This window comes from Aureisphaera galaxeae (assembly GCF_028561275.1).
Classification (GTDB): Bacteria; Bacteroidota; Bacteroidia; order Flavobacteriales; family Flavobacteriaceae; genus Aureisphaera; species Aureisphaera galaxeae.
Genome location: NZ_JAQQTF010000002.1, coordinates 620,818 through 642,024, shown reverse-complemented (window position 1 = coordinate 642,024; position 21,207 = coordinate 620,818). Strand labels below are relative to the sequence as shown.

General features: G+C 42.6%; 19 protein-coding genes. 12 read left to right on the top strand and 7 right to left on the bottom strand.

Annotated features, from left to right (window positions below):
• Positions 1-10: 10 nt before the first annotated feature.
• The 7 genes from POV27_RS02775 to POV27_RS02745 all read left to right on the top strand — a co-directional run bounded on the left by POV27_RS02775 (position 11) and on the right by POV27_RS02745 (position 6,103).
• On the top strand, positions 11-526 hold the full coding sequence (locus POV27_RS02775; protein WP_272861200.1) for a toxin-antitoxin system YwqK family antitoxin: 516 nt from the start codon (positions 11-13) through the stop codon (positions 524-526).
• Entirely contained in the window at positions 523-1,215 is a 693-nt protein-coding gene (locus POV27_RS02770; protein ID WP_272861199.1) for a glycosyltransferase family 2 protein, read from the top strand. Before POV27_RS02775 ends, POV27_RS02770 begins: the two co-directional genes overlap by 4 nt.
• Positions 1,215-2,705, top strand: a complete 1,491-nt coding sequence (locus POV27_RS02765; protein ID WP_272861198.1) for a cellulose synthase family protein — start codon at positions 1,215-1,217, stop codon at positions 2,703-2,705. The genes POV27_RS02770 and POV27_RS02765 overlap by 1 nt, the downstream gene beginning before the upstream one ends.
• Positions 2,706-2,808: 103 nt before the next feature.
• Positions 2,809-3,717 (top strand): lipid A-modifier LpxR family protein, encoded by a 909-nt coding sequence (locus POV27_RS02760; protein ID WP_272861197.1) that lies wholly within the window; start codon positions 2,809-2,811, stop codon positions 3,715-3,717.
• A 34-nt stretch (positions 3,718-3,751) separates the two neighbouring features.
• Positions 3,752-4,486, top strand: coding sequence for a prolipoprotein diacylglyceryl transferase family protein (locus tag POV27_RS02755; protein ID WP_272861196.1), 735 nt, complete (start codon positions 3,752-3,754; stop codon positions 4,484-4,486).
• 7 nt (positions 4,487-4,493) lie between these two features.
• On the top strand, positions 4,494-5,888 hold the full coding sequence (locus tag POV27_RS02750; protein WP_272861195.1) for a radical SAM protein: 1,395 nt from the start codon (positions 4,494-4,496) through the stop codon (positions 5,886-5,888).
• On the top strand, positions 5,885-6,103 hold the full coding sequence (locus POV27_RS02745) for a hypothetical protein (protein WP_272861194.1): 219 nt from the start codon (positions 5,885-5,887) through the stop codon (positions 6,101-6,103). The genes POV27_RS02750 and POV27_RS02745 overlap by 4 nt, the downstream gene beginning before the upstream one ends.
• Here the strand turns inward: POV27_RS02745 and POV27_RS02740 are convergent.
• Entirely contained in the window at positions 6,100-7,257 is a 1,158-nt protein-coding gene (locus POV27_RS02740; RefSeq protein WP_336375827.1) for a DUF4910 domain-containing protein, read from the bottom strand. The two genes, POV27_RS02745 and POV27_RS02740, sit on opposite strands and share 4 nt — an antisense overlap.
• Positions 7,258-7,351: 94 nt before the next feature.
• Between POV27_RS02740 and POV27_RS02735 the strand changes: the two genes are divergently transcribed.
• Positions 7,352-8,464: a TolB family protein gene (locus tag POV27_RS02735; protein ID WP_272861192.1), complete on the top strand. Its 1,113-nt coding sequence runs from the start codon at positions 7,352-7,354 to the stop codon at positions 8,462-8,464.
• Positions 8,452-9,870, top strand: a complete 1,419-nt coding sequence (locus POV27_RS02730) for an MptA/MptB family glycosyltransferase (RefSeq protein ID WP_272861191.1) — start codon at positions 8,452-8,454, stop codon at positions 9,868-9,870. The genes POV27_RS02735 and POV27_RS02730 overlap by 13 nt, the downstream gene beginning before the upstream one ends.
• Here POV27_RS02730 and POV27_RS02725 read toward each other — a convergent pair.
• The 6 genes from POV27_RS02725 to POV27_RS02700 form a co-directional block, all read right to left on the bottom strand.
• Positions 9,847-10,674, bottom strand: a complete 828-nt coding sequence (locus POV27_RS02725) for a pseudouridine synthase (protein ID WP_272861190.1) — start codon at positions 10,672-10,674, stop codon at positions 9,847-9,849. The genes POV27_RS02730 and POV27_RS02725 overlap by 24 nt on opposite strands.
• A gap of 59 nt (positions 10,675-10,733) precedes the next feature.
• Positions 10,734-11,690 carry a carbon-nitrogen hydrolase family protein gene (locus POV27_RS02720; RefSeq protein ID WP_272861189.1) on the bottom strand — a complete coding sequence of 319 codons (957 nt, stop codon included), beginning with the start codon at positions 11,688-11,690 and terminating at the stop codon, positions 10,734-10,736.
• Positions 11,691-11,750: 60 nt separating this feature from the next.
• Positions 11,751-12,665, bottom strand: coding sequence for a geranylgeranylglycerol-phosphate geranylgeranyltransferase (locus POV27_RS02715; protein WP_272861188.1), 915 nt, complete (start codon positions 12,663-12,665; stop codon positions 11,751-11,753).
• 23 nt (positions 12,666-12,688) lie between these two features.
• Positions 12,689-13,627 carry a mevalonate kinase family protein gene (locus POV27_RS02710; RefSeq protein ID WP_272861187.1) on the bottom strand — a complete coding sequence of 313 codons (939 nt, stop codon included), beginning with the start codon at positions 13,625-13,627 and terminating at the stop codon, positions 12,689-12,691.
• Positions 13,628-13,739: 112 nt separating this feature from the next.
• Positions 13,740-14,837, bottom strand: coding sequence for a diphosphomevalonate decarboxylase (locus tag POV27_RS02705; RefSeq protein ID WP_272861186.1), 1,098 nt, complete (start codon positions 14,835-14,837; stop codon positions 13,740-13,742).
• 104 nt (positions 14,838-14,941) lie between these two features.
• The gene (locus POV27_RS02700) at positions 14,942-16,822 is read right to left on the bottom strand and encodes a serine hydrolase (RefSeq protein WP_272861185.1); all 1,881 of its coding nucleotides are present in this window, start codon (positions 16,820-16,822) and stop codon (positions 14,942-14,944) included.
• Between the two features lie 166 nt (positions 16,823-16,988).
• Between POV27_RS02700 and POV27_RS02695 the strand changes: the two genes are divergently transcribed.
• Genes POV27_RS02695 through POV27_RS02685 form a run of 3 tightly spaced genes read left to right on the top strand, consistent with a single transcriptional unit; the run spans position 16,989 to position 21,180 of the window.
• The gene (locus POV27_RS02695; protein WP_272861184.1) at positions 16,989-17,567 is read left to right on the top strand and encodes an RNA polymerase sigma factor; all 579 of its coding nucleotides are present in this window, start codon (positions 16,989-16,991) and stop codon (positions 17,565-17,567) included.
• 4 nt (positions 17,568-17,571) lie between these two features.
• A complete protein-coding gene (locus POV27_RS02690) occupies positions 17,572-18,315 on the top strand; it encodes a tetratricopeptide repeat protein (RefSeq protein WP_272861183.1) in 744 nt (247 codons plus the stop codon).
• A 3-nt stretch (positions 18,316-18,318) separates the two neighbouring features.
• A complete protein-coding gene (locus POV27_RS02685) occupies positions 18,319-21,180 on the top strand; it encodes a CHAT domain-containing protein (protein ID WP_272861182.1) in 2,862 nt (953 codons plus the stop codon).
• Positions 21,181-21,207: the final 27 nt, after the last annotated feature.

The following is a 21,207-nucleotide window of genomic DNA, read 5'->3' as shown; positions in this document are numbered from 1 at the left end:
CATAGCTATCATGAAAACGCCAATCTTTTATTTACTGTTTTGTATCCTATCCCTAAACATGGGTACAGCATCCATTGCCGCAAGCCCAAGCGTTGACATTTCAGAAAAAACGTATGCCAAGGAATTTTACAGCAATGGAAAGCTAAAGTCTGAAGGCTGGCAATCCATGAATACAAAGACCGATTTTTGGATTTATTACCATCCTAATGGAGAAATAGCTGCGAAGGGTCATTATTCCGATAACAAGAAAAATGGGTACTGGCATTTTTACGATAAAAACGGTAAGTTGGAAAAGGAAGGGCACTATGTAATGGATAGTGCGGAAAATTGGTGGATTTTTTACGATATTGCGAACCGCAAGACAAGTAAATTTCAGTACAAAAACAATCAAAAAAACGGGTTCGGTTTGCGATATAACAAGAGAAAATTGGTTAGAGCAGAGCGATACAAAAACGATAAAAAGGATGGGGAATGGACTTCCATAGTATCCTTTAAACGTGACAATCCCGATGTTTCCCTTCGATGAATCCCAATATTTCCGTAATTATTCCCGCTTATAACGAAGAGGGTTCCATTTATAAAGTCATTGGGGATATCCCCAAACATGTAAACGAAGTCATTGTGGTGAGCAACAATTCTACCGATGCTACCGAAACAGTGGCAAAGGAAGCAGGGGCTACCGTGCTACAGGAAGAAAGAAGAGGATATGGCTACGCCTGTTTAAAAGGAATGGAATATGTCGCCTCGAAAAGTGAGAAGCCTGATATTATTGTGTTTTTGGATGGCGACTATAGTGACTATCCAGAGCAATTAACGGAAATCGTAAAACCCATTATTGAAGAAGATATGGATATGGTCATAGGCGCACGCGTTAAGTCCCTACGGGAAGCAGGTTCGATGACGGGTCCCCAAAAATTTGGGAACTGGTTGGCGACGTCCCTAATGCGCATCTTCTTCCGATCCAGATTTACAGACCTAGGGCCGTTTAGAGCTATTAAATATGACAAGCTGCTATCCTTGAATATGGAGGATAAGACCTATGGCTGGACTGTGGAAATGCAGCTAAAAGCATTGAAAAAGAAGTTTTCTTACGTCGAAGTTCCTGTGAAATACCGAAATAGAATAGGTGTCTCAAAAGTTTCAGGAACCGTAAAAGGTGCTATATTTGCAGGCGTAAAAATCTTAGGTTGGATTTTTAAATACAGTGTGAAATAATGTTCTGGGAAACCATCACCATAACCATCTATTCCGTCGCCCTCCTACTTATCTTTATGTATGCGTTGGCCCAGCTCAATCTGTTATTTAACTATCTAAGGGCCCGAAAACGCAAGGAGGAATGTCCTAAGTTCGATTTTTCCAATCCCGACGAAATTCCAAACGTAACCATTCAGCTTCCCGTATTCAACGAACTGTACGTAATGGAGCGCTTATTGGACAACATTGCACAAATAGAATATCCAAAGGACAAACTGGAAATCCAAGTACTGGACGATTCTACCGATGAATCCTTGGAGAGTACCGCTGCCCATATTAAAAAACTGCAACAAACCGGATTGGACATTAAGCACGTAACCCGTGTAAATCGTGTTGGTTTTAAGGCAGGCGCCCTTAAAGAAGGTTTGGAAACTGCCAAAGGGGAATTTATTGCCATTTTCGATGCCGATTTCCTCCCGAAAAAAGACTGGTTACTAAATACGGTCCCTTATTTCAAAAACCAGGAAATCGGGGTGGTACAAACCCGTTGGGGTCACATTAACCGTGAATATTCTATCCTTACCCGAGTACAAGCATTTGCGTTGGATGCGCACTTTACCTTGGAGCAGGTAGGAAGAAATAGCGAAGGGCATTTTATCAATTTCAACGGTACAGCTGGAGTTTGGCGAAAGGAATGCATTATCGATGCTGGAAATTGGGAAGGCGACACCCTTACAGAAGACTTAGATCTGAGCTATCGTGCCCAGTTGAAAAACTGGAAATTCAAATATTTGGAAGAAGTAGAAACCCCGGCCGAGCTTCCTGTGGTCATTAGTGCGGCACGTTCGCAACAGTTCCGTTGGAACAAAGGTGGAGCCGAAAACTTTCAGAAAATGCTCTGGAAGGTGATAAAAAATGAGAATACATCCTTCAAAACCAAAATACATGGGATTCTTCACTTGTTGAATAGTACCATGTTCCTGAACATCCTCATCGTAGCCATCTTAAGTATCCCTATGCTCTATATTAAGAATGAGTATGCCCACTTAAAGACGTACTTCATTGTGATGAGCTTCTTTGTAATAAGCACCATTATCTTCTTTATCTGTTATTGGTTTACGTACAAGAATATTTATGGCGGCGGACTGTCCCGTTTCTTCGAATATGTGGGTATGTTCTTTGTGTTCTTCTCCATTGCCATGGGCTTCTCCGTCCACAATTCATTGGCGGTATTGGAAGGGCATTTGGGTAAGAAAAGTGAGTTTATCCGAACCCCTAAATTCAACATCAAGTCCTTGAAGGACGGATGGAAAGGCAATAAATACCTGAAAAAGAAAATATCCCCCAATGTGATCATCGAAGGATTGCTTATGGCCTATTTTGCCTTTGGTATGTATTCGGCCTTTGTTGTGGGTGACCAAGGCGGTGATTTCGGGTTGTTCCCATTCCATTTCATGCTATTCTTAGGTTTCGGCTTCGTTTTCTTCAAGAGCCTTGTCTCTAAGGCCTAACGAAATTTGTAGTACCTTTCCCTCCGAACTCTAAAAGGTCCCCTGTATCGAATTCATAAATACGCAGCTTAGGGTAAAATCGCTATGGATTTATTTTTTCGCCTTGTCTTGTTTCTTCCAAGTCCAAGGACAAGAACGCGATGTGCCCTCTCCGTCGGACCGTGTATACAAAACTGCCTTCGAACTGCGACATGATAACGATTTTTTACTCTTCACGGACCGATATTATACTACGGGTTCATTTATCGGTATTCGATCGCATGATATTACCCGAAGTGATTCCGTCAACAAGCGGCAATACCGCTTTTTCATTCAGCAAGAAATCTATACCCCTGCGGATCTTTTGGAAGTGAGTTTAAAACGCCTAGATCGTCCCTACGCAGGATTTATAGGTATCTCCAATGGTATTATGCTTACCAATAACAAACGGATGATCGATGCCAGTTTATTGTTCGGATTCTCAGGGCCACTATCCAAGGCCGAACAATTGCAAAGTTACTTTCACGAATCTGCCGCAGAGGATTCCCGAATCGCTACTTGGGAGGGACAAATAAAAAACAGTCTTCATACCAACCTCTACCTTCAATACGTGCGTGAATGGAAATTAGAACCCAATCCCTTTAGTGTGTACATGGCTTTAAATCCCATAGGCGCTTTAGGAACCAAGGATATATACCTACAGAGTGATGTCGCTTTTTACTTCGGAAAAAGGAACCCAATGAACACCTCATCGGCCTATCAGCAATTGGGCGATTATGCCAAGGAGTGGTTCTTTTCGGTTCGGGTTGGGTATCGTTATATTTTTCACGATGCTTTGTTAGAAGGACACATCGTCGAAGACTTTTCGGTCTTCCTGAAAGAACCCTACCAAAACCTCTTTCTCTATAATTTTGAAATGTTCCATCACAACAAACGGAACAATTATAAATTGAGCTATAATTTCGCGACGCCTGCAACCAGCGGCACAAAGCCCCATTTATATATGGTATTGTCGTTTATGAGGAGTTTCTAAAATAGTTTACTTTTAGGTAAAATATCTATATCCATTGGAGCTACCCTTCGAGCCTACTTTTTTTGGAATACACTGGAATGTGCACCTTATTCTGGAATACCTAGCCTTTTTAATTGCCTTTCGTTACTATGTGTATTTACGCAAAAACTCCAATGATCCTATTTCATATACGAATCGGTTATCCATCATTTTAGGAGCCATATTTGGAGCTCTGGTAGGTTCGCGTGTGGTTGGATGGTTGGAATATCCGTTTATTGACTTTTCAGAAAATGTATGGCTTGTACTCCTCAATACCAAAACCATCATGGGCGGACTCTTCGGTGGGTTGCTTGGGGTAGAAATCGCTAAGAAAATTATTGGCGAGACCCAATCTTCTGGCGATCTCTTTACCTTTCCTATCATCCTTGGAATTTTCATCGGGCGTATTGGCTGTTTTCTCTCGGGAACCAACGAGTTTACTTACGGTACGGTAACCAACTCCTTTTTGGGAATGGATTTGGGAGATGGTTTATTGCGACATCCCTTAGCACTGTACGAATTATTGTTTTTGGCGTTCCTATTTGTTTTCCTGAAACGGATTCAAGCCAAGGTTCCCCTGAAAAGCGGGAAGATCTTTGCTTTCTTCATGATCGCCTATTTCGCTTTTCGATTCTTTATTGAATTCCTTAAACCGAATGAGTTCCTGTTGTTAGGGTTAAGCTCGATTCAATACTTATGTATCGTCTGCCTTATTTACTACAGAAAAACTATCTTGTCCATTAAAAGCTGAAAGCACTATGCCTGAAAGAAAGTACACCTATTACGACTTCACCCTAAGCCTATGTCCGGAATGCCTAAAAAGGGTAGACGCAAAAATTGTATTTGAAAAAGGCAATGTCTATATGTTGAAACGGTGCAAGGAGCATGGGAATTCGAAAGTGCTCATTGCCGACGATATTGAGTACTATAAAAACTTGCGCAACTATAACAAACCTTCGGAAACTCCCTATAAATTCAACACAAAGGTCCACTACGGTTGCCCGTACGATTGCGGTTTGTGTACCGATCATGAGCAGCATTCCTGCTTGACCATTATTGAAATTACCGACCGATGCAATCTTACCTGCCCAACTTGTTACGCGGGCTCTTCTCCACACTACGGAAGGCATCGTAGTTTGGAAGAGGTAAAGAAGATGCTGGATACCATCGTAGAACATGAAAAGGAACCCGATGTTGTCCAGATAAGTGGTGGTGAACCGACCATACATCCTCAGTTTTTCGAAATATTGGATTATGCCAAATCCCTTCCCATTCGGCATTTAATGGTAAACACCAATGGTATCCGAATTGCCAAGGAAAAAGACTTTGCAACCCGTTTAAAAAGCTACGCTCCCGACTTTGAGATTTATCTTCAATTTGATTCGTTTGAAAATGAGGTCCTTCAGAAAATGCGTGGTGCGGATCTTTTCAGTATCCGTGAAGCCGCCATACAAAATCTCAACGAAGTAAATCTATCTACCACTTTGGTCGTGACACTTCAGAAAGGGGAAAACGATCATGAAATAGGTAAAATCATCGAGTATGGCCTTCAACAAAAATGTGTTCGGGGAGTGACTTTTCAACCCACCCAAATTGCGGGAAGATTGGAGAACTTCAACACCACTACCGACAGAATTACACTTACAGAAGTTCGAAGAAAAATATTGGAACAGGCTCCATTATTCAATGCCGACGATCTCATTCCTGTGCCCTGCAACCCAGATGCTTTGGTTATGGGGTATGCGCTAAAGCTGGGCGAAGAGGTGTTTCCATTAACACGCTATATCAATCCTAATGACTTATTGGACAATAGCAAAAATACCATCGTGTATGAGCAGGACGAGGCGTTACATGGCAAAATGATCGAATTGTTCAGTACAGGGAATTCTGTGGAAGCAGCCGAAGAAAACCTAAAATCCATTATGTGCTGCCTTCCACATGTAGATGCTCCCAATTTGGGTTATGACAATCTGTTTCGAATCATTGTGATGCAATTTATCGACGCTCACAATTTCGATGTTCGGGCAATTAAGAAATCCTGTGTCCATATTGTGAACAAGGACTATAACATCATCCCTTTTGAAACGATGAATTTGTTTTATCGTGATGAAAAAAGAGCGTATCTTACTACACTACAAGAAGAAACACTATGAATGCGATACTAGTTGAAGGTAATATGGACGGCTTAGGATTATTGGTATTTATGATCTTTTTTGTTGGCTTTGGTATTCCCATAATTTTGGCAATCATTGGAGGTGTTTATCGAGCCAAGAAAAAAAAGAATACCGCCAAAGTCCTTTGGATCATTAGCGGCATTTATCTCCTTATTAGTCTTGGCGTCTGCGCCAGTCTATTAGGTGGTTTCTAGAACTCTACCTCTACCTCGATCTTCTCCCCATCTCGTTCTACCACCACCTTGGTTTTCTGTCCGTTATCAAACGTGGACAAAACTTTCATATAGCTCATTAAATCGACTACAGTGCTATCACCCATTTTTACCACAACATCGCCTTTCTTAAGTCCTGCTTTTTGTGCAGGTTTATCTTCACTTACCCCATCGATTCGCATTCCTGAGCCCGTGTACAAATAATCGGGGACCACTCCTAGACCTACTTTAAAAGCAGGCACTTCTTCACTTTCATTTTTGGTCTTACGGAAGGCCAATTTCCCGTTATCATCCAAATCCATAGCAATGTCATAGATATACGAAAGAATCTTATCCATGCCTTCATAATTCAACTTCTCGGCATCGTCTTCGGGTTTGTGATAGTCTTCATGCTGTCCTGTAAAAAATGACAATACGGGAATATCGTACACATAGAAGGAAGTGAAATCGCTCGGGCCAATCCCACTTTCGAATTCCGAAAGGCTGAAATCCTTATTGTTCGACATAAGCGTTTGCTTAAAAATAGGCGAAGTCCCTACTCCGTGCACCGCAAGGGTATTCTCTTCATTAAGTCGCCCCACCATATCCATATTCATCATATAATTTACAGAACTAATGTCGATCGTAGCATTCTTCACCCAGTAAGCCGACCCTAACAGTCCCATCTCTTCACCGGAAAATGCAATGAAGACATAGTTGTTCTCTTCGGTCCCTTCGTTGGTATGCAGCATTTCAGCCAAGCGCAATAGCATAGCAATACCACTGGCGTTATCGTCCGCACCATTGTGTACTTTTTCCTCACCCCGGTGTAACGATCCAAAGCCACCCATTCCCAAATGATCGTAGTGGGCACCAATGACTACTGTACGCGCTGCCTCATTGTTTAAATAAGCAACCACATTACGTCCAGTAACCGTACTATCGGTGCTTCTATCTGAAAGGAATTCTGTTTCTTCATGTGGATTGCTACTCGGTTTAAAGGTGAAGTCCTGAAAGTACCCATCGGTTCCCTTGGCTTCGAGTCCATTGTCGGAAAAACGCTCAGCAATATAGTCCGCGGCCAAGAGTTCGCCCGCTGTTCCGGTTTCCCTTCCCTGCATCTCATCACTTGAAAGAAAGACCACATCATCTTTCATGGACACAGGTTTCTTACAGGAAAAAAGAATAAGCAAACATATTAAGGGAACAATTAAACGCATATCTGTATTTTTGTACAAAATTACGCTTATTATGAGACTTATAGCTTGTTTGCTATCCTTTACGGTATTAATTGCCTGTAAGAACACATCCGAAGACCAAAAGACTGAAAATACCGAAGCTGCCACGACACAAGTGGAAACGGTGAAAGATTCCCTCATCTATCCCGAAGAGAAACACTTTAAGTCTATTAGGCAAGTGACCTTTGGAGGGGATAATGCAGAGGCTTATTGGAGTTTCGATGATAAGCAATTGGTGTTTCAGTCCAACTATACGGAATGGGGTGTGGGATGCGATCAGATGTTCCTCATGAATGCCGATGAAACCTTCAATGGAACACAACCTCCCATGATTTCTACGGGTAAAGGACGTACCACCTGTGCCTATTTCTTGCCGGACAATAAACACTATGTCTACGGAAGTACACACCTAGTTGATGAAAATTGCCCTGAGGTTCCCCTTCGTAAAAATGGAAAATATGTATGGCCCGTGTACGATTCGTTCGACATTTTCGTGGCCGACCTAGAAGGAAATATTACGGCTCAATTAACCAATGAACCAGGTTATGATGCCGAAGCCACCGTTTCGCCTAAAGGAGACAAAATTGTATTCACCTCTATGCGAAGTGGCGATTTAGAATTGTATACCATGAATCTCGATGGAAGCGATGTGAAACAGATCACCAACGAATTGGGTTATGATGGAGGTGCTTTTTTCTCTCCCGACGGAACAAAACTGATTTTCCGTTCTTCGAGACCCAAAACGGAAGCCGAAATAAAAGAATACAAAGACCTACTGGCACAAGGATTGGTACAGCCCACCGAAATGGAATTGTACATCTGCAATGCCGATGGTAGCGACTTGCGACAGTTAACCAGTCTTGGGAATGCCAATTGGAGTCCCTTCTTCCACCCGAGTGGAGAAAAAATCCTCTTCAGCAGCAATTTTGAAGCGGAAAAAGGATTCCCTTTCAATCTATACCTCATCGATATCGATGGAAAGAATCTGGAACGGGTCACCCACAGTGAAACCTTTGATGCCTTCCCAGTATTCTCCAATGACGGAAAATACTTGGCATTTTCATCCAACCGAAATAACGGCGGAACACGTGATACCAATCTGTTCATCGCCGAATGGCAAGACTAATGCCCACCTCGATCGTTAATAGTATCCGCACGCAGAAATTTGCGATTCTCTTAGCGCTCGTAACGGCTGTTCTTTACTGGTTTTTTGCCTACGAATTAGAGCGGAGTGATTTCATTCGGCTTATTACCCTATTTGCTGGACTCTTCATCCTTACCTACCAACTCATTAAAATGTTTGGATGGAATTTCTGGTTATTGGCGGGTATGGGAGTCGTTTTCCGGCTTATTTTCTTGCCAGCCATTCCCAATTTATCCCAGGATTTCTATCGGTTTCTTTGGGATGGACGTGCATTGGCTCTCGGAATGAATCCCTATCTCTTTACGCCAGAACAGTATTTAAGCGAGACCGGTTTATTCAGTTTTATCCCCATTGCGCAAGCTCGAGAATTGTATGCAGGAATGGGAGAATTAAACGGAAGCCACTATAGCAACTATCCTCCCTTAAACCAATTGTGCTTTGCCATTGCAGCTTTAATTTCTGGAAAAAGCATTTTGGGTTCGGCCATCGTTTTGCGCCTATTGATCATTCTTGCGGATATAGGAATTCTGTATTTCGGAAGAAAACTATTGAAGGCATTACAACTTCCCGAAAAGCAGATCTTTTGGTACTTCCTAAACCCTTTCATCATTATTGAAATGACGGGTAATCTCCATTTTGAAGGAGTCATGTTGTTTTTCGTGGTTTGGAGTTTGTATCTATTGCACAAGGGGAAATGGGTTTGGGCCGCAGTATTGCTTGGGCTTTCCGTTTCCGTAAAACTGCTTCCTTTATTGTTTTTACCGCTATTTTTCCGATATGCCTTTCAAAAAGAGGGCATATTCAACCTGCAACGATTGTCACGTGTTGTACTGTTTTATGTACTTACGCTGCTAACCGTAGTCATTACCTTCCTTCCTTTTCTTTCGGGGGAATTTGCAGATAACTTCGCAGCAACTATTGGACTTTGGTTTCAGAAATTCGAATTCAATGCCAGTATCTACTATATCATTCGGTGGATTGGCTTTCAGACCATAGGATGGAATATCATTGCTTCTGTAGGGAAGATACTCCCATTAGTCGTCATTGGCTTTTTGCTGCTCCTTTCCTTTTTCCGAAAGAACACAGAAACAAAACCTTTAATAACTGCCTTGTTGTTTGGTGTTTCCTTTTACTTTTTGCTTTCTACCACAGTACATCCGTGGTATGTGGCCACACCATTAATACTATCCGTTTTTACCAAATACAGATTTGCGATCGTTTGGAGTGCCTTCGTCATGCTCAGTTATTCGGCTTACGGTGCTGAAGGCTTTTCCGAAAATCTTTGGCTGGTTGCTTTAGAATATGTTGTCGTAGCAGGATTCCTCTTGTGGGAACTATTTCTAAAAAAGAGTAGGCAAAATTCCCTACAGCCTATTGAAAATGGATAGCTCCTCCTCGGTTAGGAAGCGATAACGTCCACGGGGAAGGTCTTTTTTGGTCAATGGCCCTAAGGTTACACAATCCACTTTTACCACATCGTAGCCCAGATGTTCGAAAATCGTTCGAATAATGCTATTCCCGGTGTGCTTAATCTTTAGTCCGACTTCCTTTTTAGGGGAGTTCTGCACGTAACTAACCTCTTCTACTTGGATTTCCTTTCCATCGATCTTCAATCCTTCTGCAATCTGCTTAAGATGCTCGGCTTTTAGGTTTTTATCAAGTTCGATATGGAACAATCGATCGATTCCCTTTTTACTGAATTTTTGACGGAAGATATCATCATTGGTAAACAAAAGCAATCCTGTAGCATTCCTTCCCAAACGACCAAAAGGCTTTATACGTGCGGTGCCTGCACCAGCGATAATATCCATGACGGTAAGTCCTTTGGATTCACTAGTAGTGGTGGCGACTCCTTTGGGTTTGTTGAGCAATACAAATGTGGGCGGTTCCGGAGAAATACGGCGACCATCGAACTTTACCTCATCCGAAGGCATCACACGAAAGCCCATTTCGTTCACCACTTTTCCGTTTACGGTTACCTGACCAGTTTCAATATACATGTCGGCCTCACGGCGGGAACAAATCCCACTATTGGCAATATATTTATTGAGCCTGATTCCTGGCTGAGCGCCTCCCTTCTTCTGAGAGCCGGAAGTTTTTTGTTTTTGCGGTGATGGTTTATTGGGTCTTCTTCGTTGATTATTCCCTCTACCTGAGGCATTTCCCTTTCTACCACTGTCTTGTCTACCCATCTTTAAAATTTTTGCAAAGATACAAGAAGCATTAGGCTTTTAGGTATCCGAAGCAAAGTTTATTCATCGAACTTCACGGTAGACTGTCGATCGCGGTTTACAGTCAATTGAGTAACATCCGGGCGGGAATAATGTCCTACAGGATCGAAATTCTGTCGTTCTTCCAATACCCGTTGAAAGTCCAAGGTATGATAAATATTCCCCTCTTCATGTAGAACGGGTGCTACCAGCCATTCCCCATCGGGCCCAGCGATACAACTTCCGCCATTGGCCAATATCTTGGGTGCCTTTTCAAATATTTTTTCCAAGTAAGGCGTATTGGGTGGGAAATCTTCCAATCGCATCAAAGAAGAGACTGAAAGTACATAGCTTCTACTTTCCCGAGCGATAAAACGGGTAATGTCCTTCGTGTTGTGGTCGCTGCCGGGCCATACGGCCACGTGCAGGTCTTCGCCCTGCGCGTAGAGCGAAGCTCTTGGCAGTGGCATCCAATTCTCCCAACAATTCAGGCCGCCTACGGTAAACTTCCCAAGAGGATGTACCCTCAATCCATTTCCGTCGCCCGGGGACCATGTCAGCCGTTCGTCGTAGGTAGGTTGTAATTTCCTATGCACAGATTGAATCTTTCCTTCCGCATCTATATACACCAAGGAGGCATAAATACTTTTTCCACCACGGTCCAAAGGACGTTCAATGATTCCAAGATAGATGGCCAAACTGTATTTTTCGGCCAGGGCACACACACTATCCAAATCCCCATTCTCGATGGTTACGGAATTAGAAACATAATGGGCGTGCAATGTTTTATTCACTTCGGTATTCCATTCGGCACCCCCTGTCAGGGCCAGCCAAAAAGGGTATCCGGGAAGCACTCCTTCACCAAAAACGATGAGATCGGCTTCATTTTTCCCGGCATCGTGAATCTGATCTTCAATTTTCTGAAGGGTTCCCTGCTTATCCAACCAAACAGGGGATATTTGGGCCAAGGCCACTTTTAATTGGTTCGTCTTTTCCATTATCTAAAGATATAACAATCTGTCGTGGAATAGATAAAACCTTTCAACACCCATGTAAAGTTATAGGTACATCATGAAACGTTTCAGCAAAAGATCTACATCCAGAAGAACAATGCTAAAGACACCAATAACAATAACGAACTTTAAAATGCTGTGCAGGATTACGTAGTGCAGTTTTCGCGTAGCTCTCCAAAGCAAGGCCACGAAGACGATGAGCGCCAATATACTTCCATAGAAATAATAGTGCATATACCCCAAATAGAACTTAAAAATGAGCAATAACGTAGGCACTAATGTGAATGCTGCGAGTGCAGTCAACATAATCTTTGCCATCTTAATACCGTGCACCACTGGCAACGTCCTGTAGTTTTGGGCCAGATCACCCTTTAGGTTTTCTAAATCCTTTACAATTTCACGCATGGAGATAAGCAGGAACAGGAAGGTGGCATGCACAAAAATAACCAGATCAAAGTTTTTGTAATAAATAAACACTGCGAAGAAGGGCGCCACCGAAAGTACTGCCGACGTTAGATTCCCAATAAACAGGTATTTCTTCAATTTATGGGAGTAGAACCAAATGGCAAAAATGTAGAGTGAAAAGAAAATCACTGCCCTAAAGGATACATAGCTTGCAAAGATGACCGATAGGAAATTAAGTACGAAATACCCGGACAGTTTGGTATTCTGACTCACCAAACGATCCAATCGTGTTTTGTTGGGACGATTGATTAAATCCTTCTCGCTATCGTAAAAGTTATTGATGATATACCCCCCTGCAATCGCCGCTGCCGACGCCAATACCAGCATTAATAGATTGAGATCGAAAACCACTTGCCGAACGGGTAAGTGCGGTGCCAATATGTAAATGGAGGTAAGGTATTGGGCGATTACAATGACCAGAATATTATAGCCGCGCACCACAGAAAACAAACTGAAAAATTTCAATAATAGAAGTTTCTGTTTGCGGTTAAGCATTCCCATATGTTAGGGGATTGTTGTTAAAAGCTATAAACTACCTCTAGCTTATGGCCTTTTAGGGCATGCTGTGCTTTTTCAAAATCTTCGGTAAAGCCCAACATATAACCGCCACCGCCAGAACCACATAATTTTAGGTAATACGCATTGGTATCGATTCCCTTTTTCCAAAGAGTGTGAAATTCCTTCGGAATCATAGGCTTGAAGTTATCGAGTACCACCTTAGAGAGTTGCTTTATATTTCCGAAAAGCGACTTTACATCACCTTTCAAGAAGTCTTCCACACAGGCATCGGTATGTTTCACAAATTGTTCCTTCAACATACTTCGAAACCCTTCTTGCTTCATGTTTTCCATGAATATCTGAACCATAGGTGCCGTTTCGCCCGTCTGTCCACTATCCAATAAGAAAACAGCTCCTTTGCCGCTTTCCGTTTGCGAAGGGATTCCTGCAGGTTCTATATGATCTTGAGAATTGATCAAAATAGGAAGACTCAAATAACTGTTTAGCGGATCCAACCCAGAAGATTTTCCATGGAAAAACGATTCCATCTCTCCGAAAACTTCCTTCAGGCGTAACAGCTTTTCGCGCGTAAGGTTTTCTAATACGGTAATCTTATCGAAAGCATACTGATCATAGATAGCCGCTACCAAAGCACCACTACTCCCTACTCCATATCCTTGCGGAATACTAGAATCGAAATACAGACCATTCGCCACGTCCTTCTTCAGCTTATCAAAATCGAAAGTGACCAAATCCGGTCTTCTTTCCTGAAGTGCTTCCAAATATTCTGTAAATCGACGCAAGGCATCGTTAGAATTATGAGTGGCTGTGGTTTTATGCTCATCGATCTTAAGAGCACCCTTGTAAAAGTTGTACGGGATAGAAAGGCCTTTGGAGTCCTTGATAATACCATACTCTCCAAAGAGCAATATTTTTGAATAGAAAAGGGGACCGCGCATCTAAATTATTTAGGTTTAATTCGCTAAAGATAATGTATTTGGCTTAAAAACCACGTTTTCGTTACAAAGATACGGCATTATTCCTGCGAAAGTCTTAAAATCGACCCAATAACTATCTAACCTGCTGATTTACATTTTTTTGAACCGCTCCTTGACCGGTATGATCCAATATATACTCACCATTCTTACAGAAAGGTGCCAATTCATTTTTAATAAACTCAGTGACCCGATCCTTTTCTGAATTGGGGAATAACACATGTACATTGGCCCCTGCATCTAAGGTAAAACACACCTTTGTTTGCGTATCCTTTCGGAAATTGCGAATGCGCTCAATGATTTGAAGCGTATTGGGTTTCATGAGAATGTAATTCGGGGTTGAAGTCATCATCATGGCATGCAGCGAAAGCGCTTCCGATTCCACGATGTCTATAAAGGCATCCAAATCCCCTTCCTTGAGCACAGGAATCAAAGCGGCCAACTGATTGTTCGCCTGCTGAAAACGCTGTTCGGCAAAGGGGTGATCGTGCATTAGGTTATGACCTACTGTACTGCTCACCTGCTTCTCGCCTTTGTCTACCAATAAAATAGCATCCTGAAAATCGGTAAAATTTGGATGTACTTCATAAGGATAGGTGACTCCAAAAAGATGGGAACTCCCTTCAATATTTTCATGGGTGCCCCAAACCACTAAAGGCCCTTCTATACTTCTACTAGCACTCCCCGACCCTAAACGGGAAAGGAAAGAAGCCTTCTTCAGAAAATGATCTTCTTCCATGCCACCCAACATTTGCCGTTCCATATCCATAAGGCACATGGCCAAAGCACTCATTCCACTGGCCGAAGAGGCTATTCCACTGCTATGGGGAAAACTATTAGAGGTTTCAATGCGAAAGGTATAATCTTCAACAAATGGGACATAAGTCTGAATCCGCTCCAAGAACTTCTGGATTTTTGGTTCGAAACCTTCTTCGCGGTTTCCGTCCAAATACACTTCGAAATTGAACCCAGGGCTATCTTTCTTCATATAGTGCAACGTCGTCAACGTATGACACTCATTCAAGGTAAAACTAATGGAGGCATTTTTAGGTAATTGTTCCCCGTATTTTCCCCAGTATTTTACCAAGGCTATGTTGCTTGGGGATTGAAAAGAAACACTGCCTTTCATCAAAGGATGGGGGTATGAAGATGGAATAAAATCCTGTTCGGTCATGATGCGAATTTCAGAAGCAAATATAACCATTTCGGAAGTGGTGCGAACACAAAAAAGAAAAGGCCACTCCCAAAGGAATGACCTCTCCTCAAATCGGTTTGGAATTATTTCCGAATGATTCGCTTTACGGTTTTGGCATCTCCCCGAGAAATGGCTAATACATATACCCCGGCATTCAGTTCCGATACAGTGAGTGTATTGGCGCCTGTTTGAAGCATTCCCTCTTTTAAGGATCTTCCCTGAAGATCGAAAAGGCGATAGTCCAAATCGACCGAAACCTCTACCTGTACATTCACTTCGCCTGAAGTTATGGTTGGAAACACGGTCACTTTATTGGATAAGGCAGCTTCATTCAAGGATAATGTTGCTTCCACATCGGCGGGATTTCCCAAAAGGTACAACGCATTGTTTCCGTTATTGGCGTTTTTGGTCAATTCATATACGCGAATGGCATACTGTTTCGTTGGATCCAATCCTGTAACATTCACGGTATTCCCAGTGCCATTATACACCACATAGGTTCCATCGCCTAGGTTATCTCCAGATCCAAATTGAGCGTTCGCATTGTAATCCGTTCCATCCAAAGGATAGGCCAAGAAATTGAAGGGATCGGTATTATTGGTGATATCTTTCATCACGGCAATTCGGGCTGTTCCGTTTCCGTTGGCCCACGAAAGATTCATTTCAGAAACCTGATCGCCCACCGCCGTTAAGGCAGAAGCATTTACCGTTGGAGAATCCATTAAATCATGATCTGGAAAATTGGTGGTGCCAGCAATACAATTCCAACCCATGGCATCCAAAGCGGTCCAAAAGGCATTCGCATTGCCATCTACCACACGCTCATTTAAGACAATAGCCCAGGTATATCCACTATTGCTACGCACCCAAAAACTCGCGGTTCCATCCACGGCTCCACTATGCCACCAATTATTGGCTCCATTTACCTGCCAACCCTTGGCATAACCTGCATTGTTTGCCGAAGGCATGGTCATACTACTTATGGTACTTGGCGATAGGATATCTGGCTTTGTTGCAAAACCATCTACCGCAACCAACAAACGAACCAAGTCCCGAGCTGTTGCCGTCCAACCTCCGTGGCCATCCATGGCATCTAGGGCAAATCCACCATATTCCCATGGAACGACATTTCCGCTTCCGTATAGGTCCAATGTTGTAAATCCATTGCCCAAGTACTCTCCTTCCCGTTCCCGCTTATCGGCCAACAGATTTTCCCCAATATGCATGTCATAAATGCCAAGAGGTTCAAAAATTTCCTGCTGCATCCAAGCTTCATAACTCTGACCAGAGACTTCTTCTATAATTTCACTTAATACCAGATACCCCATATTGGAATAAGCGTATTGCGTTCCGGGGGTAAAGTTTAGGCTCTTTTCCAACAGGTAATTGATCAAAAACTCCTCTTTCACAGGATTGATTTCTCCCTGACTTTCGGTTATATGCAAGGGAGCAATGATGGGATCACAGCCGCCAAAGAACCAAGGATAAGGCGAGGTAGGATCTGGAAAGCAGTTTACATTTCGATCCCAACCCGCACTGTGCTCCAATAGCATCTGTACGGTAATGTTGTATACATCTGTATCTATGATGGTACTGTTGGAAAAATACCAGTGATTTTCCAAAATCCCTCCAGAACCAAAGACCGTATCATCGAGACTTATAAGACCGTCTTCTATCATTTTCATGATTCCAATCGAGGTAATGGGTTTAGAGACACTGGCAATTCTAAAGATGTGATAGGGCTGTGTGGGTTCGGTAGCGGCGATATTGGCAATCCCGAACGAACGCATGTACTTGAGTTCCCCGTCCTTGGCCAATGCCATGGTAACACTGGGAATACCAAAGGTGGACATAAAGTTTTGTATGTCGGTATCACAGGCTGTCATTCCAGGAACAGGAATTCCTTGTTGAGCTATGGAAAAGTTCATAGAAAGGATAGCGCAAAGGAGTATAATTCGTTTCATAATCTGAAAAATGGTTTTGGTTATGCATATCCATCGAGAAAAGATGAGAATGTCATCAGTGAGTCATTTTTTTTGATGACAATTGAAAGTTCCCTCGATGTAAAAACAGAAAGCGCCGATTAAAGGCAATAAAAAATTAGTAACTTTCACCTATCTTCAATTTAAGATGGGGGAAGTCAAACACATAGATCAGCAAATTGCCCTGGTAAACGCCATTAAGTCCAACGACGAAATCGTGCTCAAAAAATTATATCAGGATAATTATCGAAAGGTCGAAGTACACGTTTTAAAGAACAAAGGAACCATGCCCCAAGCGAAAGACATTTACCAAGAGGCTTTTTTGGCCATGTATCAGAATATTAAGGAAGATAAATTCACTCCCAAAAACGAAACGGCCCTACAGGGGTATCTATTTCAGATTTCAAAAAACAAATGGACCGATTACCTAAGGTCTTCCCGTTTTAAAAAAACCACCCAAATTCCCGAAGGGTTTCAGATCAAAGAAGAGTTTTCATTGAATGGCCAGGAAAATGCCGAACAGGATTCCAAAAAAACCGAAAGTGCTATTCATGCTTTTAAGCAAATGGGAAATGAATGCAAAAAGCTGCTCGAAATCTTTTACTTTCAGAAGAAATCATTGCGTGAAATCGCTGCTTTGTTCGACATAGGCGAGGCCTCTGCCCGAAATAAAAAATACCGTTGTATCCAAAAATTGAGGGCCTTGGTCCTTTCCACAAATTCGTAGTGTATTGAGTACCGAAAACGACATATCGCAAGAACTGTTCGAAACCATTGAAGGTTATCTCAATGGATCGCTCCCCGATTCGGAAAGAATGGAATTCGAGAGGCAATTGGAAAACGACCCTACCCTTCAGCAAAATGTAGAGGACATTAAAACACTGCTTATAGGTGTAGAGTCTGCAGTACTTCAAGATAGAATGGAATCGTTTCATGAAGAACTTCCAAAAGATCGCCCTCAAGCTCCAGAACCACAAGTGCAGCGTTCGAGAAGAAACTGGTACTATGGTTTTGGAATAGCCGCTTCCATTGCACTGGCCGCTGCCCTCTATTTTACACCTTTGGGCGATGATCCTAACCAAAGCCTTTTCGAAAATTATTTTGAACCCGACCCAGGTCTACCCACGACCATGGGAAGTACAAATGACTTTGACTTTTATGAAGCCATGGTCGATTACAAAAAAGGCGACTATACCATGGCCATTACCAAATGGGAAGCACTGCCAGAAGGTACGAAAGGAGATACCCTTACCTATTTCTTAGGAATGGCGCACCTTGCCAATAGAAACGAAACCAAAGCCATATCATATTTGGAGCCCCTATCCCAGAAAACCAACCCTGCTTTTGCCAATGAGACCCGTTACTATTTGGGATTGGCCTATTTAAAACAAGACGATGTAGCCAACGCCAAGAAAGAATTGGCTGCCAGTGGAACGGAGGGAGCTTTAAAAATACTTGCGGAACTAAACGACTAAAAAATGAAAATCTTGACCCAACCAGAACGATGGTATTTTACATTACTATTGTTACTAGGATTTTCTTGCTTTTCGATAGCACAAGAACCTTCGGAAGAGAAATTTCAACAGGCAAAGGAAGCACAAAGTCAAGGCAACCATGCCCAAGCGATTGTCCTTTTTAAAGAAGCACTGGGATTAATCGATACTACCTCAGCCCAAGCTGCCCAAAAAAGCTATGAAATCTACAACGAAATCGGATCGTCCAAGCAGCGAACCTTAGAACTGGACAGTTCTTCTTTCTATTTCCGAAAAGCGTTGGTCCATTTAAATCGAACCGAAAGAACACCCAAAAATGAATTCTATTTGGCTGGCATCGTTAGAAACCGTATCGGCCTTAATGAATTCAACACGGGTAAAATGGAAGCCTCCATAACCAGCATGAAAGAAGCCGTGGCTTCGTTTGAAAACTATGTGAATGCTGTTGAAGATGAAGAAGAAAAACTGAACGGACTCAAAAAACAATACGCCAGTGTAGACAATTTGGGAGGGTTTTATCGGGGAATTGGAGAAAATGAACGGGGAATGGACTTGGCCGAGTATTCCTATCAACAAAAGCTGTCTTTTTTAGATGAAGACGATGCCAATATCACCATTTCACGGCTCATTTTAGGCCACATCAACCTTATCGCAAGAAACTATGACGAGGCCGGTGATTATCTAGACAAAGCACTACAACACATAGGCAAAGTTCCTTATGCCCATACCTACGGACTCATGGTAAGGGCTTCCACCTATGAAAATGTGAATGACTTTGAGAATGCTAAAGCCACCTATCAGCTTTGTGAAGATCTCTACCGTGAAGGGGCCAATGGGACTTACTCTTTGGTTTTCTTAGATGCCTTGGTAGAAATGTCTCGGTTTTATGCTAAAACAGGCAATACCGAAAAAGCCATTGCCTTGGCTAACGAAGGATACGAATTCACCCAAAGCGAAGCTTTTTCTAACGACCTCATTGCTTTTTACCATATTCAGAATATGGCTCAGGTCCATTTCATGTTAGAACAATATGAACAAGCCAAACAGTACAGTGAAGAAGCCCTAAACTATTTTTCCAGCGACCGGATTGCGGCACAAACACAGTTGGATTCCATTCGGAATGAAATTAGAAAGCCCGCTGCCCTGTATCTTAAAACGAAATCGGCTTATTATCTGGACGCCTCCCCTACCGAAGAAAGTTTACAAGCTCTTTTGAAGGAAACCCAGCAAGCCCTTTCCATATTGGAGCGGCAAAAAACCAGCATCAGTACGGAAGATGACCTTGCTACGCTACTGAATGATAACGGCGACCTGATCGATTTCACCAAACAATTGAATTGGGACCTTTACAACCTTTCCCAAGATGAAAACTATCTGAATGACCTTATTTCCTTGCACGAATCGGCCATTTATACCCGAATTAGATCACGACTGAATCTAAAGAATATAGAATTTACCAACATTCCACAGCAAGTACTGGATCGCGAATCGGAATTGAGGGAAGCCCTTACCACCTCTTTAGATGCATCCAACAATATTGACGATTTCTTCCAAACCCAAACCGATTGGAATGCCTTTTTAGACTCATTAAAGGGTGTACATCCTAAGTACCATAAAATGCGCTATGCGAGCATTCAGGAGCCCATAGACGGCATTCGTGAACGGTTGAACGATGACACTTCGGTGGTGCGATACCTGTTCATAGAAGATCAGCTTTACGTTTTTGTACTAAGTCCTTCCACCAAAACAATGATTCCCATTACTGAAGCTGGGGGATTAGAACAACATATCCAAGCCGTAAACGACGCTTCCAGCGATTTCCAAGCCGTTTCGCAATCCCTTTCAAGACTCTATGAGACACTTTGGAAACCAATTTCAGAACATCTTACCACCGAAAATATCGTCATTGTGCCCGATGGTGTGCTTTTCAACCTAAGTTTCGATGTCCTCACTCCTTCGACAATAACTTCGTATCCCGAATTGGCAGAAAATAGCCTGCTTGCACGGCACAACATCTCGTACAATTATAGTTTGTTCTTGTTGAGCAACGACAGTAATGAGACATCCCATGATTCGAATTTCGTTTCCTTCGCGCCAGAATTCACCAGCGCAATGAAAGATCGCTATCGCAATACCATTTCGGATTCGGTCGATATGGATCACGCTTATTTATCCTTACTTCCGCAGCCCTTTAGTATTTCGACTGTAAAAAAGTTTGCTTCCCAATTCGATGGAATTACCTATTTGAATGATGCCTCCACTAAATTGGCTTTTACCAACAATGCCAAAAACCACAAGATCATTCACATTGCGACCCATGCAGAATCCAATAATTTGAATCCAGAATTGTCCCGACTCATTTTTGCCAAGGATATATCGGACTCCGAATCCAACAACTATCTGCACACCTACGAGATATACAATCACGACCTCTCTTCTCAACTCACCACCTTAACGGCTTGTGAAACGGGGAAACCCAGTTTCCAGCCAGGGGAAGGAATGATCTCCTTGGCCCACGCCTTCAATTATGCAGGAAGCGAAAGTATCTTGACCAGTCTTTGGAAAATCGACGAGCAATCCAGTTCAGAAATTATCGATTTGTTTTATGTGCATTTAAGCAATGGACTCACCAAGGACAGTGCCTTAAAGCAAGCCAAACTGGACTACCTAGCCAATGCCCAGGGTCGTACCCAAGCCCCTTTTTATTGGTCCGGACTGGTAATTATGGGCGATACCCAAGCGGTTCCTTTACAGTCCGGATATTCTATTTGGGCGTGGTTCGCTGTTATTTTAGTGGGGCTACTGCTGATTTGGGCCATTTCCAGAAGGAAAAAACGAAGTTCATGATGACATCTTAGTATAGGTACGATGTAT

Excerpts from the sequence above, each read along its gene's own strand:
- POV27_RS02745 (WP_272861194.1), top strand. The coding sequence starts at position 5,885 with ATGAATGCGATACTAGTTGAAGGTAATATGGACGGCTTAGGATTATTG.
- POV27_RS02730 (WP_272861191.1), top strand. The coding sequence starts at position 8,452 with ATGGCAAGACTAATGCCCACCTCGATCGTTAATAGTATCCGCACGCAG.
- POV27_RS02770 (WP_272861199.1), top strand. The coding sequence starts at position 523 with ATGAATCCCAATATTTCCGTAATTATTCCCGCTTATAACGAAGAGGGT.
- POV27_RS02710 (WP_272861187.1), bottom strand. The coding sequence starts at position 13,627 with ATGCGCGGTCCCCTTTTCTATTCAAAAATATTGCTCTTTGGAGAGTAT.
- POV27_RS02765 (WP_272861198.1), top strand. The coding sequence starts at position 1,215 with ATGTTCTGGGAAACCATCACCATAACCATCTATTCCGTCGCCCTCCTA.
- POV27_RS02705 (WP_272861186.1), bottom strand. The coding sequence starts at position 14,837 with ATGACCGAACAGGATTTTATTCCATCTTCATACCCCCATCCTTTGATG.
- POV27_RS02750 (WP_272861195.1), top strand. The coding sequence starts at position 4,494 with ATGCCTGAAAGAAAGTACACCTATTACGACTTCACCCTAAGCCTATGT.
- POV27_RS02715 (WP_272861188.1), bottom strand. The coding sequence starts at position 12,665 with ATGCTTAACCGCAAACAGAAACTTCTATTATTGAAATTTTTCAGTTTG.
- POV27_RS02735 (WP_272861192.1), top strand. The coding sequence starts at position 7,352 with ATGAGACTTATAGCTTGTTTGCTATCCTTTACGGTATTAATTGCCTGT.
- POV27_RS02740 (WP_336375827.1), bottom strand. The coding sequence starts at position 7,257 with ATGAAAGATGATGTGGTCTTTCTTTCAAGTGATGAGATGCAGGGAAGG.
- POV27_RS02695 (WP_272861184.1), top strand. The coding sequence starts at position 16,989 with ATGGGGGAAGTCAAACACATAGATCAGCAAATTGCCCTGGTAAACGCC.
- POV27_RS02685 (WP_272861182.1), top strand. The coding sequence starts at position 18,319 with ATGAAAATCTTGACCCAACCAGAACGATGGTATTTTACATTACTATTG.
- POV27_RS02725 (WP_272861190.1), bottom strand. The coding sequence starts at position 10,674 with ATGGGTAGACAAGACAGTGGTAGAAAGGGAAATGCCTCAGGTAGAGGG.
- POV27_RS02720 (WP_272861189.1), bottom strand. The coding sequence starts at position 11,690 with ATGGAAAAGACGAACCAATTAAAAGTGGCCTTGGCCCAAATATCCCCT.
- POV27_RS02700 (WP_272861185.1), bottom strand. The coding sequence starts at position 16,822 with ATGAAACGAATTATACTCCTTTGCGCTATCCTTTCTATGAACTTTTCC.
- POV27_RS02775 (WP_272861200.1), top strand. The coding sequence starts at position 11 with ATGAAAACGCCAATCTTTTATTTACTGTTTTGTATCCTATCCCTAAAC.